10 protein-coding genes are annotated in these 14,866 nt (G+C 44.7%); all 10 read right to left on the bottom strand.

What is annotated here, in order from left to right:
- Positions 1 to 24: 24 nt before the first annotated feature.
- Positions 25 to 1,566 (bottom strand): S10 family peptidase, encoded by a 1,542-nt coding sequence (locus AC1XUE_RS11360; RefSeq protein WP_483356094.1) that lies wholly within the window; start codon positions 1,564 to 1,566, stop codon positions 25 to 27.
- Between the two features lie 46 nt (positions 1,567 to 1,612).
- The gene (locus AC1XUE_RS11355; protein WP_483356093.1) at positions 1,613 to 3,106 is read right to left on the bottom strand and encodes a S10 family peptidase; all 1,494 of its coding nucleotides are present in this window, start codon (positions 3,104 to 3,106) and stop codon (positions 1,613 to 1,615) included.
- Between the two features lie 34 nt (positions 3,107 to 3,140).
- Positions 3,141 to 4,706, bottom strand: coding sequence for a S10 family peptidase (locus AC1XUE_RS11350; RefSeq protein ID WP_483356092.1), 1,566 nt, complete (start codon positions 4,704 to 4,706; stop codon positions 3,141 to 3,143).
- 33 nt (positions 4,707 to 4,739) lie between these two features.
- Positions 4,740 to 6,125: a RagB/SusD family nutrient uptake outer membrane protein gene (locus AC1XUE_RS11345; protein WP_483356091.1), complete on the bottom strand. Its 1,386-nt coding sequence runs from the start codon at positions 6,123 to 6,125 to the stop codon at positions 4,740 to 4,742.
- Positions 6,126 to 6,136: 11 nt separating this feature from the next.
- Entirely contained in the window at positions 6,137 to 9,190 is a 3,054-nt protein-coding gene (locus AC1XUE_RS11340; RefSeq protein ID WP_483356090.1) for a SusC/RagA family TonB-linked outer membrane protein, read from the bottom strand.
- A 516-nt stretch (positions 9,191 to 9,706) separates the two neighbouring features.
- Complete coding sequence (locus AC1XUE_RS11335) at positions 9,707 to 10,729, bottom strand: cytochrome d ubiquinol oxidase subunit II (protein WP_483356089.1); 1,023 nt, start codon at positions 10,727 to 10,729, stop codon at positions 9,707 to 9,709.
- A gap of 122 nt (positions 10,730 to 10,851) precedes the next feature.
- Positions 10,852 to 12,159 carry a cytochrome ubiquinol oxidase subunit I gene (locus AC1XUE_RS11330; RefSeq protein ID WP_483356088.1) on the bottom strand — a complete coding sequence of 436 codons (1,308 nt, stop codon included), beginning with the start codon at positions 12,157 to 12,159 and terminating at the stop codon, positions 10,852 to 10,854.
- Between the two features lie 215 nt (positions 12,160 to 12,374).
- Entirely contained in the window at positions 12,375 to 12,572 is a 198-nt protein-coding gene (locus tag AC1XUE_RS11325) for a CsbD family protein (RefSeq protein ID WP_026630426.1), read from the bottom strand.
- A 267-nt stretch (positions 12,573 to 12,839) separates the two neighbouring features.
- On the bottom strand, positions 12,840 to 14,114 hold the full coding sequence (locus tag AC1XUE_RS11320; RefSeq protein WP_483356087.1) for an AGE family epimerase/isomerase: 1,275 nt from the start codon (positions 14,112 to 14,114) through the stop codon (positions 12,840 to 12,842).
- Positions 14,115 to 14,265: 151 nt separating this feature from the next.
- Complete coding sequence (locus AC1XUE_RS11315) at positions 14,266 to 14,832, bottom strand: YdeI/OmpD-associated family protein (RefSeq protein WP_483356086.1); 567 nt, start codon at positions 14,830 to 14,832, stop codon at positions 14,266 to 14,268.
- Positions 14,833 to 14,866: the final 34 nt, after the last annotated feature.

The raw sequence follows: 14,866 nt of genomic DNA, 5'->3' as shown, positions 1-14,866 counted from the left end.
GCTACAAACTCATTTATTGTTTTATTAATACTTGGCAGGTTGACCTGGTTTTGGCGTCGCCTTTTTAATAAAATCGCGAAGGTCGTTGTTTGCCGATACCAGGTCTTCCTGGCGCAGATACATCATGTGTCCGCTTCTATAGCCTTTCCAGTCCATTCTTGCTTTAAGTTTTCCGGATGGATCCATTTGCCACATGTTGTTTTGAGCGTTGAAATAATCACATGCTCCATCGTAATACCCGGATTGAACCAGCAAGTGCAGATAAGGGTTCTGAGCCATCGCCTGGCGCAGATTCTCTCCTGTTTTATCGGTATCTTCTCCTGATCTTGACCACGGATGAACAGGGCCGAACATGAAATACTTCAGATCTGTCTTGTAGCCCAATACTTCACGGAAGTAATAGTTGATCGGGGGCGTGAATGAGTGCAGCCATGAAGTCAATTCAGCAGCATAATCTGGTCTGTCACCTGAGTCCTCTTTGTCAATACCCAAATAACGCGAATCCAGACGGCCAACTGTGAATCCTTTGTCTCTCAGTAGCTCTTTCCAGAAAAATTGTGGTGGGATCATCAGATTGTGCTCCATTACCACTTTTTCCGATAAGCCTGAAAAACGAGCAATTTTGGTGGCCATAGCCTTACGTTTTGCCGGATCCAGCGCTCCGCCCATAGCCAGTGCAGGGATCAATTCATTTGTTGTGAATTGCTCTACTTCGGGCAGCATCTGTACTAGATCTTTTTGCTGAAGGTCGGTGGCCAGAACTTTGTGATGCCATGCCGTTGCTGCATAGTACGGAAGCATGTTTGCAGATCCTACAGGTCCTTTGCGGTCAATTCCAAGATTCGTAGGTGATACCAGCACAACACCATTCAGATACATCCAGTTGGCGTTTTGCAATTCCAGGGCAAGTCCGGAAACACGGTTGGTACCATAGCTTTCGCCGATCAGATACTTGGGAGACAACCAGCGGTTCTTACGGCTTACAAATGTATTCAGCCAGTCGGCCAGATACTTGATATCTGCATTAACGCCGAAAAATTTGGATTTGGGCACATCCTTTCCTGCCATGCGCGAGTATCCTGTATTGACCGGATCAATGTAGATGATGTCTGCAATGTCAAGAATGGAGTTTGGGTTCTCTTTTACCGAATAAGGCATTAAAGGATATCCTTCACTGTCAACATTCAGAAGCTTAGGTCCTGTATAGGCCATGTGCATCCATACTGAAGCTGTACCAGGACCACCATTAAAAGAAATAACCAAAGGCCGCGTTTTTCTGTCTTTTATGTCAGACCTTTCGTAGTAGGTGTAAAATACGCCGGCTATCGCCTTTCCAGCCTCATCCCATACAGGCTGAGTACCCACGGTAACTGAGTAAGGAATTTTAGCACCTTTGATGGTAACTGTATGGTTAAGCGTAGTTGTAGAATCCAGGATTAACTTCACTGGTTTCGGTTCACCTGCTGTTTTAATTTCTGGTTTTGGTGCGGGTGGTACTGGTTTCTGAGCGGCCAGCGGGCTTAAAGTGGCAATGGATAGCATCGCCATAATAAATATTTGCTTCATAATTTTTTAGACTGAATGTGAATGACAATTGCGACTGAATGTGACACTACCGACTGTATTTTGCCGGCTGATCTGGTTTCGGAGTAGTTTTTTTAATGAACTCTCTCACGTCCTCATTAGAGGTAACCAGGTCTTCTGTACGCAAATACATCATGTGTCCGCTTCTGTAGCCTTTCCAGTCAAAACGTCTCTGGAATTTCCCACCGGGATCCATTTGCCACATGTTAAACTTCGCATTGAAATAATCACAGGCTCCGTCATAATAGCCGGATTGTGTAAGTACGTGCAGGTAAGGATTTTGTGCAACAGCCTGGCGCAGGTTTTCGCCGGTCATATCTGTGTTGGCTCCTTCTCTGTCCCAGGGGCGGGTTTGGCCAGCCACGAAGTATTTTAAATCCGTTTTGTATCCAAGCACCTCCCGCAGGTAATAGTTGATGGCGGGCGTAAAGCTATGTTGCCACGAGGTGTTTTCGGCAGAATAGTCAGGCCGTTCTCCTGCTGTTTCTTTATCTATCCCCAGATATCTTGAATCCAGACGGCCAATGTTATAGCCCTTGTCACGAAGTAGTTCTTTCCAAAAGAATGGAGCGGGAACCATCAGGTTATGTTCCAGAATTACCTTTTCTGATATACCAGCGTATTTGGACATTTTAGCGGCAATTGCCTTTTTCTTTTCCGGTTCGAGAAATCCTCCTTTTGTGATCGCCGGGAGTAGTTCGTTGATCGTAAATTGCTCCACTTCCGGTAGCATTGCTGTCAGGTCTTTATTTTGTAGCTCAGGAGCCAGTACTTTGTGGTGCCAGGCGGTAGCTGCAAAGTAAGGTAGCAGGTTAGCTGCTGCCACCTGACCTCCCCGGTCTAAGCCAAGAGAGGTTGGCGACACCAGTACTACTCCGTTCAAGTACATCCAATGTGAGTTTTGTAATTCCAGAGCCAAACCGGATACGCGCGTAGTGCCGTAGCTTTCTCCGATCAGGTACTTGGCAGCACTCCATTTGTTTTTTCTGGTAACAAAATTATTGATCCACTCTGCCAGGTATTTGATATCGGCATTTACACCAAAGAATTTAGATTTCGGGATAGAATCATTGGCAGCTCTTGAAAATCCTGTGTTAACAGGCTCAACATAGACGATATCTGCCACATCAAGAATAGAATTGGGATTGTCCTGAATTCCATAAGGTTGCACTGGGTACCCTTCATCGTCAATAAGAAGGCGTTTTGGGCCGGTGTAGCCCAGGTGCATCCAGCAGGAGGCTGCTCCGGGTCCCCCATTGAAGGAGATCACTAAGGGGCGGTTTTCCCGGTTAGGTACATCTGTTCTTTCATAATAGACATAGAAAAGGCTGGCTATAGCCTTCCCATTTTCGTCCCATACCGGCTGGTTGCCGGCCGTTGCCGAATAGGCAACTTTTTGTCCTTTGATGGTTACCTGATCTTTGGTGACCACGTCAGTGTCGAACTTAATCGTGCGGTTCTGCCCGAAGCTGGCGAATGCCGTCATCGTGCAAAACAGACCAATAGTTAAGAGTTTTTTCATACGGCTTTTGTTAAAATTTGAAATAGTATTTGGGTTATTTGCTTAGGAAACTGTCGTAGAACTGGCCTACGTTTTTCTTCATATCGACCAGCGATGGCTTGTGAATGTACATCATGTGACCGGCTTCGTAAAAGCTCATAGTAATGTTTTTGCGCAATTCTTTCGGCAGATACATATGGTCGAAAGTGTATTGGGTTGCAAAATAAGGAGTTGCCAGGTCATAGTATCCATTCAAGACGGTGACCTTAAGGGATGGATTTTTTGTCATCGCAGACCGTAATGTCTCTGCAACGTTTAGATACTGGTTTTGTACGTTGTTGTAATTCCAGGGGCGAACACGGAAGCCGGAAAGAACTTCGTACGGCAAATCGTTCTCATAATTCAGCTCCTTTTTTACATAGCTGTTGATAGCCATTGCGTACGGACCGGTGATCTCGTTGTTGGATGGATCCGAGGCAAATCGCTCACCTGCATTATCATATTCATGACCTGTGAAGCGGCCATCGAGCCGACCTACAACCAATCCTTCGTTTCTTCTGAGTTCTTTCACAAATCTGAAGATGACAATACGGAGATTGGTGTTGATGATGTACTGTTTGCTGAGGCCCGTATAGGTGGCGAGTTTGGTAGCCAGACTTTCGACTTCAGCGTCAGTAAGCTTATCGCCTTTCATTAATGCCGTACTATATTCGCCCAGTGAAAATTCTTCGACCTCCTTTAAAAAGGTTCTTAAGTCTTTGTACTTAGGATCGATTTTCTTGTGGTACCATGCGATGGCCGCATAAGTCGGAAGAAATAGCGGATAAGGGAGATCGTTCCCTATGTTGAACTGCGCAGTCTGGAAATTCAGGATAGATGAGATCAGAACGATTCCATTCAGATAATAACCGTACCGATCACTGAGGTAGCCGGATAGTCCCGCTGACCGGGTAGTCCCGTAGCTTTCTCCAGCCAGAAACTTTTGAGATCCCCAACGGCCATTACGCGACGTCCACAGACGTATGAAATCTCCCACACTTTGAATATCTTCCTCATATCCTGTGAATATCTTCTTGTCTATTCCTTCTGCCGGACGGCTGTAGCCGGTTTCGATCGGGTCAATAAATACAAGATCTGTCTTATCTAGCCACGAGTACTCATTGTCTACCACCGTGTATGGAGGCTCCTCTGCTTCTCCACTATCCTGCATACGTATTCTTCTGGGTCCGAGTGCTCCCATATGCACCCATAAAGAAGCCGAACCGGGTCCGCCGTTGTAAGCAAATGTGACGGGCCTTTTGACTGCATCCGGCTCTCCATCTTTGGTATAGGCAATCGAAAATACCTTACCCAATGCCTTTCCGTTTTCATCGTGCAGAATCGTATATCCAACTGTGGCTGTGTAGCTAATGTTTTTGCCATTGATGGTCACACTATGTTTGGTAACAGACTTGGGTGGATCGTATTTGACCCACTGGTTATTATCTGCCTGGTGATATTGTGTTTCCGGCGCTTTGTTACTGATCTTCTCTGCGTCCTTGCCTGGTTTTTCCTGGGCAAGAACAGCAGAGAAAGAGAAAAGAAGTGCTCCCGAAAGAAGCGAAATCGATTTGATACTCATACTCTATGGATAATTAAATGCAAAACACTTGTACTAACGGTAAGCTTCATTTTGAACCAGTTTTGTGTTCGTACGCATTTCCGCCGAAGGAATTGGCAACACCTGTTTGCCTGGTATACGAATCGAGTAAGAAGGTAAGCTTCCTTTTGATCTTACCACATTGGCAAATACCGTAAGCGCATTTCCGCGGCGTATTACATCAAACCAACGGTGCCCTTCACCTACAAACTCCAGTTTGCGCTCTTTGATAATTGCATCAATCAGTGCATCTTTTCCCGAGGCGGCTGAAGCTGTAACACCCGCTCTTGCTCTTACCACGTTCAGGTCTGCAAGTGCTCCGCTCAGATTATTTTGCTCGGCTCTTGCCTCGGCACGGATCAGGTATTGCTCGGCACGTCTTAAAATCTGGATGTTATCAGCATTTTGTGCAGTGTTCCATTTGGTAGTATAATAGGTGTTAGTAATTGAATTCAGGGCAGTCAGCTTCCCTCTGGCATCTGCAGGATCAGCAGTCATTTCCCTGTAAGTGGCATCGTGAAGCGCAGTACCACCCCGTCCGCTTAGGTTAGATGGGTAATACCATTGTCTCAGTCCGGCGCCATCAGTAGCGTTGAATTGCAACTCGAACAGGGACTCTGCTGTATTTTTACTTCTGAAAGCTGTTTCAAATGCTACGCTCAGAGGAAGGTTTCCAATCGCTTCAGTAGCATATTGTTCTGCCTTATCCCATTGCCGGTTGTAGAGATAGTAACGGGCAAGTAGCGCACGGGCAGCAGGTTTTGTCGCTTTGGCTTTGCTGAGTTCATTGGAGCTTCTTGTCTCTGGCAATTTGGCAATGGCTTCCAATAAATCCCTTTCAACCTGATCATAAGTCTCGCGCAGTGTATTACGGGGTACGAAATCTTCATCCGTTATACCTACAGATGGAGTCAGCTTCAGTACCACACCGTCAGTTCCGTATACATTGGGTATGCCACCAAAGAAACGGGCAAGATCAAAGTAGGAGAGAGCACGCACAAAATACCCTTGTCCCATCAGGTCATCTTTGTTGGCCTGTGCGATGGTCATGCCCGGAACGTTCCCAATAACGCTATTGGCTATATCGACACAACGATACATGGAAGTGTAAAGGTCATCCACTTCAGAATTGTCTGCGCTGAAGTTGAATTCGTCTGCAGAATTCAAGGCATCCCAGGTATCTATTTGCTGTGACATATCAGAGGCTACATCACTGATTACCTGTACACGCCACATGTACACAGTTTGCAGGTTGTTGTACATTCCGTTCACGACTCCTTCAGCATTATTCAGGCTTGTGAAAGCCTGATTGCTACTAATTTGCGAGAGTGGTTCGATGTCCAGGACATTACATGCTGAAACCGATCCAAGTATGATTGCTGCTGTGATGAATTTTTTCATGATCCTGTTCATTAAAAAGTTAAGTTGATTCCCCCCATCCATACACGTGGCTGTGGCATTACACCCTGGTCGATTCCCTGAATCGTTTCAGACGGACTTACAGAAACTTCGGGGTCGAGTCCTGTGTACTTGGTGAAGGTGAGCACGTTCTGTCCTGACACATATACTCTCAAACTACCGATTCCAATTTTTGATGTCAGAGACTTAGGTACTGCATAACCAAGTGAAATGTTTTTCAGTCGCAGGTACGAAGCATCTTCAATGTGGCGTGAGGGGCGGAAGTTGGTATCGTAGTTCTTACGGGCAAGACGTGGAATGTCTGTTTTATCGCCCGGCTGCTGCCAGCGGTCAAGCTGCTGTGCGCTATATCCGGTTGTACGTTCTCCACCATGCTCGAAGAAATAACGGTTGTAGTTGAATACATCATTGCCATAGCTATACTGAATGAATGCCATCAAGTCAAAGCCTTTATAGTTGAAAGTATTAGTGAGTCCGCCCTGGAAATCCGGCCATGCATTTTGTCCTGTCAGGAAGCGGTCAGTGTTTACATTGAAAACTTCGTCATTTCCGGTGTTCCAGATGATGTCGCCGGTTTGCTCATCTACACCGAGCTGCTCATGAACATAGAAGGAAAACAAGGGATAGCCTTCTTCGATCCGCACGTATTCACGGGAGAAAAGTGTGATGGGGGCAGCCAGTTTTTTAACAAGGTTCTTATTTCGTGATAAGTTAAACGCAATGTTCCATGAGAATTTTTCGGTTTGAACAGGGGAAGCATTGATTCCAATTTCAAATCCTTTGTTCTCCATCTCTCCATAGTTTTGAAGCAATGTACTGTAGCCGGTTGAACGCGGCACAGGTACCTCCAAAAGCATGTCTTTGGTTTGTTTGTTATAATAATCGAATGTTACGTTAAGCTTGTCGTGGAACAATCCCACGTCCACCCCAAAGTCAAGCTGTGCGGTTGTCTCCCATTTCAGGTCCGGATTGGCCAGCTGGATCGGGTTAAAGCCCGGGTAATCCGCATAAGCCGCTGAGCCGCCAGCTCCCGGCGTTACACCACCTCCACCACGAAGACCACCTCTTTGGCCTCCCCACAGTCCCAGAGATGCAAAGTTGCCGATACCTCCCTGATTACCTGTTACACCATAACTGGCTCTTACTTTCAATTCTGAAATAGCTTTTACATTCTTCATGAAATTTTCCTCGGAAACAGCCCACCCCACAGATGCTGACGGGAACATACCCCAGCGGTTGTTAGCTCCGAAACGAGAGGACCCGTCGTAGCGCAGGTTACCTGTAAACAGGTATTTTTTGGAGAAATCATAATTCACCCGCCCGAAGAAAGAGGAAATACCCCAGGCAGTTTCGTCGGCAGTGCTGTTTTTTACGGCTGCAGCAGCAATGGTTCGGAAACTGTTACTCGGAAATCCGCTACCAGTTGCTGACGTGGAATTGCTTACATTTTTTTGGAGTGTATTACCGACCAGAATGTTCAGGTTATGTTTGCCGGCAATTCTGGTTTGGTAGGTAAGGACGTTCTCGTTTATCCAGTTGAAGTCTCTTACAACACTGTTGGTTGCAGTACCGCCAACACCTGCACCTGCGGTCAGATTGGTATTTGAATATTGATTTTCAGATATATAGTTGTTGTCAAGGCTCCAGTTTGTTCTGAATACAAGCCCATTTGCTATTTTCCAGTCACCATATACATTACCGATGATACGATCTGTATTCATCAAATAATCCGTTTCGTTTACAATCGCAACCGGACTTTCCCAAACCGGACGGTTGTAGGTGCCGTCTGCATTGTAGATCGGAATGTTACTTGGGTAGAAAAAGGCATTTGCTAAAGCTGAGTTGATATTGTTTCCATTCTGGATACGGTTACGTTTGCTGGTCGAGTAGAAAATACTCGTTCCCAGTTTGATCGCATCAGATGCATTAAAATCAAGATTGGTTCTGAATGTTTTACGATCAAAGAGGGTAGGCTTCATGATACCTTCCTGTTTGAAAGTATTTCCTGAAACCAGGTATTTGACCTTTTCATTGCCACCGGATACAGAAGCATCAATATTGTAAAGCGCACCACGCTGCATGATGGGATCAATCCAGTTGGTATTGATGGCTCCATCAGGATTGGCATAAGGTGCCCGGTAAGCTGCACCTGAAGGATTGAGCGCTGTGAGTGACCCGTAAGTGTCCACCCAGTTATTAGCCGATGCTTCATTTTGTAGTCTCTCAAAAGTAGGTCCATCTACCCTCAGATCGTTAGGATCTTTCCATGCCTTAGATGTTCCGACGTAGGAGGAAATGGATATGGTAGGTTTCCCTGCTTTACCTCTTTTCGTTGTAATCAGGATAACCCCGTTCGCGGCGCGTGCACCGTAAATAGCTGTTGCAGATGCATCTTTGAGAATCTCCATGGATTCAATATCAGATGGGTTCAGGTCGGCAAGCGGGTTGCTGGGTTGACCGAAAGTGGATCTGGCCAGGTTTTGAGATACGATAGGTACTCCATCGATTACGTAAAGAGGCTCTGAACTTGCGTTGATTGAAGTAGCGCCTCGCACGCGTACCATAATGGCACTTCCAGGCTCACCTGAACCGGCACTTACCTGTACGCCCGGGCTTCGTCCTTGCAGAAGTTGGTCAGGACTAGGGCTTGGGATATTTTTGATTTGCTCTGCGGATACGGATGAAATAGCGCCTGTTACTGTCCGGCGGTTTTGCTCTCCATATCCTACAACAACAAGTTCTTGTAGCGCTTTGGCTTCAGCCACCAGCGTAATCTTGTAGTTGGTTTGGGATGTGACGGGAATTTCCTGGGTTGTGTATCCTATAAAGGAAGCGACCAGTTTTGCACCTTGCGAAACGTCGATTTTGAACTTGCCGTCCACATCGGTTTGTGTACCCGTCGAAGTTCCTGAAACACGTATTGTTACCCCCGGCATAGGTAAGTTATCTTCCTTCGCCACAACCACACCGGAAATTGAACTCGTCTGTGCTTTCACGACCGTTGTCATGAGAAGTAGCAACAGTAACCATGGTAATTTAGCTCTCATAAGTCTTTCTGGTTTATGTTTACTTTGGTTAAAGTAACTAAAAAGAAAAATGACAATTTGCTCTGTTACAGGCTACTTGCGGCTTTCAGTTAATATCGTTTTAAGATGCGATAATTTTGGTAAAAATATGTTAATATTTGTGAGGTTTTATTTTGTGTTTCTTTGTTAATAAGAAATTTTATTTTGAGTATTCGGTTATGACAGGTTGTTTATATATAGACTTTAGGAATTGCACTAAAAATATTTTGTAGTGGCACTGAAGCATTTTTTCACAGAATTAATTGAACTTTCCTGTGGGCGACATTTTGTAACAGCAGGATGAGATAGTCGGTAATTCATGAAATTTATAAGCAATAGCCTTTTGGAATACTGGGTTAATATGTAACATAGATTGGAGTATATCTGTTAATTTTCAGGCATTGAAAATCCTTTTTGTTCAACTATATTATGTCAAATACCAGAATAGGTTTCAGGTCAAAAGTAAGGCAGTGAATGGTCAGAAAGTGGCGCACAATTCTATACATGTGCAGTGCGCTGAGGATCTTTTTTTTGAAAGCTGTAGATGAGATAAAAAAGAGCAGGCAGGATTAAAACGCTACCCAACAGCAATGCCATTCCGAGCATATAAATCGTTTTCTCATGTCCGTTGTGTTCGAGAAGCGATAGATATCCGCCATTTTTCAGTAGTACAATATTGGGAAAATGCCGGTAAGTAGTGGTAATCAATATCATGGTCACCTGAAATCCAGCAAGAGGTCTGAGTAATCCGATTTTGCCCTGATAGAGCAGATACCACATCAGTATAAGGGAAAGAGTTGCAGAAAGAATAGCGATACGTCCGACCCAATTGCCTAGTACCCACTCGAAAAGCGGAATGTGTTCTATGAATGCTGCGGCGAATACAAGTATGCCGCACACTACGGCGGCAATATTGAAAAATTGCGCTTTGTGTGCAAAGCGTAGCCTGTCATGTTCATTATCGGTCTCGCCGATCAGATATACAGATGCAAGAAAGCCGCAAATTGCCGCTGTAAAAAGTCCGACAGCCACGGCAAACCAGTGCAGCCAACTGAAAATATAGGCATCAACAAAATTAGTTGCCTGCGTATCTATATGACCTGAGACGGCACTGCCGGCAATAATTCCCAGAAAAAGTGGTGTTACAAAACTGGACCATGCAAATATGGGGTTGTAAAGGTTTTGCATATCATCCTGTACTGCGTCATAATGTCGGAATGTGAACGCAGTGCCTCTGGCAATGATGCCAAGCAGCATGATCGTAAGCGGTATGTGCAAATGCACAGACATGGTTGTGTATATAACAGGGAAACCTACAAACAGGATTACAATAGCAATGATCAGCCACATATGGTTGGCTTCCCAAATGGGCCCTATAGCTGTATAAAGGGTTTTACGGGTAATACTTTTATTCTTCCGCGATGTAAAAAGCTCAATAATGCCGGCACCAAAATCCGCGCCGCCCAGTAGCAGGTAAAGTAGAATCGAGGTCCAGAGATATGTGATGACTACGTATAACACCTTAGATAATGGTTAATTGTTATTGGTTAATGTCTGCCCCGCATGAATGGTCAGCGGCATTTTGTTGGTCTAATCGATGCATTGAGAAGCAAAATGTCTTACATAAGATTGTCGCAGACTACTTAATCATTATAAAGCTCTCCCACCATTTTGATCTGCCTGTAAAGCATAAACACCACAAACACCGCCAGCGATACGTAAATAGCTGAAAAGGTGTAAAACGAATACACTATGCCAGGCATTGGTGTCACAGCATCGGCAGTCCGCATAACACCATAGATAATCCAGGGTTGCCGGCCGACTTCTGTTACAGTCCAACCTGCTTCAACCGCGATAAAACCCAGTGGGGTGGCAAAAACGAAGAGTTTCATGAGTAAAGGGTGCGAAAGCCAGTTCCGTTTTTTCCACAATGCAAGAAAATAAATAGCTGCAATCAGCATCATCAACATACCTGTGCCCACCATAATCTGAAAAGCGTAATGCGTAATGGCAACCGGAGGTTGGTCCTGCTCAGGTATTTTGTCCAGACCGGTCACCTCTGAGCTGAAATCGCCATGGGCCAGAAAGCTCAGAAATCCCGGAAGTTTGACCGCATATTTAACCTCCTTATTTTTCTGATCAGGAATACCACCTAAAATCAATGAAGCGGATTTTTCGGTATGGAAATGCGCTTCCATAGCCGCCAGCTTAGCGGGCTGCCTTATGGCTACATCCTTTGCGGAAATATCACCACTCAAAGGTTGGATCAGAGCAGCTGTGCAGCCAAAAAGGGCGGCGATTTTGAAGGATTTGCTGTGGAATTGAACATTGCTTCCTTTCAGTATCATCACCGCATGGACGCCTGCCACTGCAAACCCGGTCGCCACAAATGCAGCGATGGTCATATGCAGAGCCTGAGAGAACCAGGCATCATTAAACATTGCCTGTATCGGGTCAATATTGAGATATTCTCCGTTGATATAATCGAAACCGGCAGGGCTGTTCATCCATGCATTGGCCGCCACTACCAGAATACCTGATGCCAATCCGCTTACACCCACTATCACGCCGGTGAACCAGTGAAACCACTTATTGAATTTATCCCAGCCATAAAGGTAAAATCCCAGTGCTATCGCCTCGATGAAAAAGGCTGTTCCTTCCAACGAAAACGGCATACCGAATATGGGCCCGGCGTGTTTCATAAATTCCGGCCACAGAAGGCCAAGCTCAAAGGAGAGGACTGTACCTGATACTGCGCCGGTTGCAAAGAAAATAGCTACTCCTTTGCTCCAGGCCTTGGTTACATTCTTGTAAACATTTTCATTCGTTCTGAGGTAGTAAAAGTGAGAAACAGCCATAAAAAACGGCATGACCATACCTATACAGGAAAATATGATGTGAAAGCCCAGCGATAGCGCCATCTGAGAGCGGGCTGCAATAAAATCATCCATAAGTCTACAATTGTGAAGTATCAGCCATGTGAGCGCATCATTTTCAGAGAGATGCTCACAAGCATTCAAAGCTAGTCAAGACTGGGCACAAGAACCACTGAAAATTCCATTTTGTAGGGATAATTACAATATTTCCTTATAGGTTGAAATAGGGCACAAAAAAGCCTCCGAAACAAAATGTTCCGGAGGCTCGTTATTGGAATGCGAATGGAAACTTACCGTGACCAGCGATCTACCTCGCTTTCAACTTCTTCCCTGGTTTTACCCAGTTTTTTTTGAAGTTTACCAAGCAATTCATCCTCCTTACCATCTTCATATAGCAGATCATCGTCGGTTAAATCAGCATATTGCTGTTTGAACTTTCCTTTCAACTCATTCCAGTTTCCTTTTACTTGTTGTGTGAATGCACTCATGATTATTTGGTTTTTAGTTTTTCAATATTTGGTTTCAGCTTGTGAATAAAGCGTCTTTGCCAATATCTATAAAGAAACCATTCCAAAAAGTGCATCCAGGATAGAGCTGTGATTTGAATTCGCTGCAAATTGTTGTTAATCAATATTTTATTAGTACTTCGGCTTTGCTCACGAAAGATATGTCCGGATATTTATTTTCGAAAATCTGAGCATATTTTTCCCAAATGTGTCTAAAATAATTCCTGATCTCTCCAGGAATATGCCTATTCAGGGTGTGGCTTGGATCAACTTATCTAAACGAATAATTCCCTGGACCATCGATCTCACCGAATGATAGTTTACCTTCCACGAATGACTCATGTGTTTCCAGATCGGTTCGCCCTGTCGGGTAAGTAGCGGAAGCCATTCACCTACTTCGTGCCTGATCATTTTATCAAATACAAATCGATGCGTGATCTCATATGCTTTAATGTATTCGTCCTTTTTATAAACCCGAAAGGCATCCAGCATTCCAATGAGCACTTCGGCTTGTTGCCAAAATTCTTTTTCACGATCGTAGACGGTCCCTTCGTGAGAACCCTCTACATACACACCTCCATATTCCCAGTCAATGCCATATTGCAGGGCATGATCCAACGATTTACGAAGCTGAATGTCATATCGGGAGTAAGGGATTCCGGCAATATCCAGGGCATGCATCAGTAGCCAGGCAAACTCCACATTGTGGCCATAGCTGGTATTATCTTCTGACGCACTTTTGAACCCATCCTCTGAGAAGCGATCCCATCCCCAGATGATGTCAAACTTGATCTGAGGAGCTACAGACCAATCTGCCCAAAATTGAGGAATACCCGTACCAAACTCAGGATGCATTATTTTCCCTACCAACAGTTCTATGACTTCAAGTAGTTTGCGGCGATGTACTTGTTTGCCACTTGCTTCATACAGTGTTGTAAATGCTTCCATGAGGTGCATGTGTGCATCAAGCGTTTTGCGGTCACCTCCTGCAGATTCTGATCCTTTCAGGTCCCAGTTTCGGAAAAACATTTCAAAGTAGCCGCCGAAGTGGGTGTCGGCTCCGTGTTTTTGAAGCAGGTCAAAAACCTTTTCAGCATATTCCAGTCCACGGGCATCTCCGGTTGCAAGTGTATATTCAGCCAAGCTATAAATCGCAAAGCTATGGCCATAAACGATTTTTTCGTCAATTGTGACATTGCCCTTCCGATCCATGAGCCAGTAGAAACCTTCATTTTCGGAGTCCCACATTTTATGAATCAGAAAGTCGACACCATGCCGTGCAATTTCAGCATAGCGACCCTCTCCATATCCGGCCCGATGCGCCGCAGAAAATGTATATACCGTACGTGTCTGAGCTATCAGTGATTTCTCGTCTTCGCCGGAGTCATTGCCATCTGTATCAAAATGAGTAATGAAACCACCATGTACCGCATCGACGCAGCGGTTTTCCCAGAATGGCAATAGTTCCTGGGTTAAATGCTGGTGTGCCTCATCACGCCAGTTTATAAGTTGTTTTAAAATCATGAAGATAGGATATAGTCAATTTGTTAAATATTTCACTTTTTCTTGTACTGAATAATGAGGTGATAAGGCTATTCCTAACAATCGGATAGCAGTAGACTATCGCAGGATGATACAGCGACAGGACTCATAGCCCTCTGAAACCTGAGTGTGATCAAAAATATTTGCTCATTCCCGCGCTGCCAGCGATCTGTTTGTTTTGCTTGCATTGCACAATGAAACTGCTAAGCCTTTTTTCAAATAGTGCTTTATCTTTTCTGGCGGTTTCAATCGAAGCAACTTTAATACGCTTATAAGGTTCAGAAAAGGACTGAAAATGTTTCCACGCTTCAGAATCGGTTTGAATAGCAATCAAAATATCTTCAGCATATACAAATGGGGCATCTATCACAGCTTGTAAGGTATCTGTAAATTTCGGGTGCACGATACCTTGCGAAAGAACTATACGTATCCGTTCAATATTGAGTTGTGAAAACCCGGCTTTAGTCCGGCGGGGACTCATGCGCTGTGCTGTGTAGTTATCATTCAGTGTTTTGAGTGTGCTATCGATCCAGTTGAAACATAAGGCTTCCTCTATGATGTCGTTATAATCCAAAGGCTTGTTTTTCCCTGGGACTGCCACCCATATTTCTGTTGAAGTTTCGAAGTGATCCTGAAGCCACTTTCGCCATTCTTGTCTGTTCCGGGGATAAATTACTTCCGTTATCTGAATACCTGCCATGGTTTTGCGTTGATATAGATTTGAATCAGAAGCA

The organism is Dyadobacter sp. HNCC25DJ187 (assembly GCF_056895255.1).
The sequence above is the reverse complement of the archived record's forward strand: the minus strand, read 5'-3'. Positions and strand labels throughout refer to the sequence as shown.

Excerpts from the sequence above, each read along its gene's own strand:
- AC1XUE_RS11360 (WP_483356094.1), bottom strand. The coding sequence starts at position 1,566 with ATGAAGCAAATATTTATTATGGCGATGCTATCCATTGCCACTTTAAGC.
- AC1XUE_RS11355 (WP_483356093.1), bottom strand. The coding sequence starts at position 3,106 with ATGAAAAAACTCTTAACTATTGGTCTGTTTTGCACGATGACGGCATTC.
- AC1XUE_RS11350 (WP_483356092.1), bottom strand. The coding sequence starts at position 4,706 with ATGAGTATCAAATCGATTTCGCTTCTTTCGGGAGCACTTCTTTTCTCT.
- AC1XUE_RS11345 (WP_483356091.1), bottom strand. The coding sequence starts at position 6,125 with ATGAAAAAATTCATCACAGCAGCAATCATACTTGGATCGGTTTCAGCA.
- AC1XUE_RS11340 (WP_483356090.1), bottom strand. The coding sequence starts at position 9,190 with ATGAGAGCTAAATTACCATGGTTACTGTTGCTACTTCTCATGACAACG.
- AC1XUE_RS11330 (WP_483356088.1), bottom strand. The coding sequence starts at position 12,159 with ATGGATGATTTTATTGCAGCCCGCTCTCAGATGGCGCTATCGCTGGGC.
- AC1XUE_RS11325 (WP_026630426.1), bottom strand. The coding sequence starts at position 12,572 with ATGAGTGCATTCACACAACAAGTAAAAGGAAACTGGAATGAGTTGAAA.
- AC1XUE_RS11320 (WP_483356087.1), bottom strand. The coding sequence starts at position 14,114 with ATGATTTTAAAACAACTTATAAACTGGCGTGATGAGGCACACCAGCAT.
- AC1XUE_RS11315 (WP_483356086.1), bottom strand. The coding sequence starts at position 14,832 with ATGGCAGGTATTCAGATAACGGAAGTAATTTATCCCCGGAACAGACAA.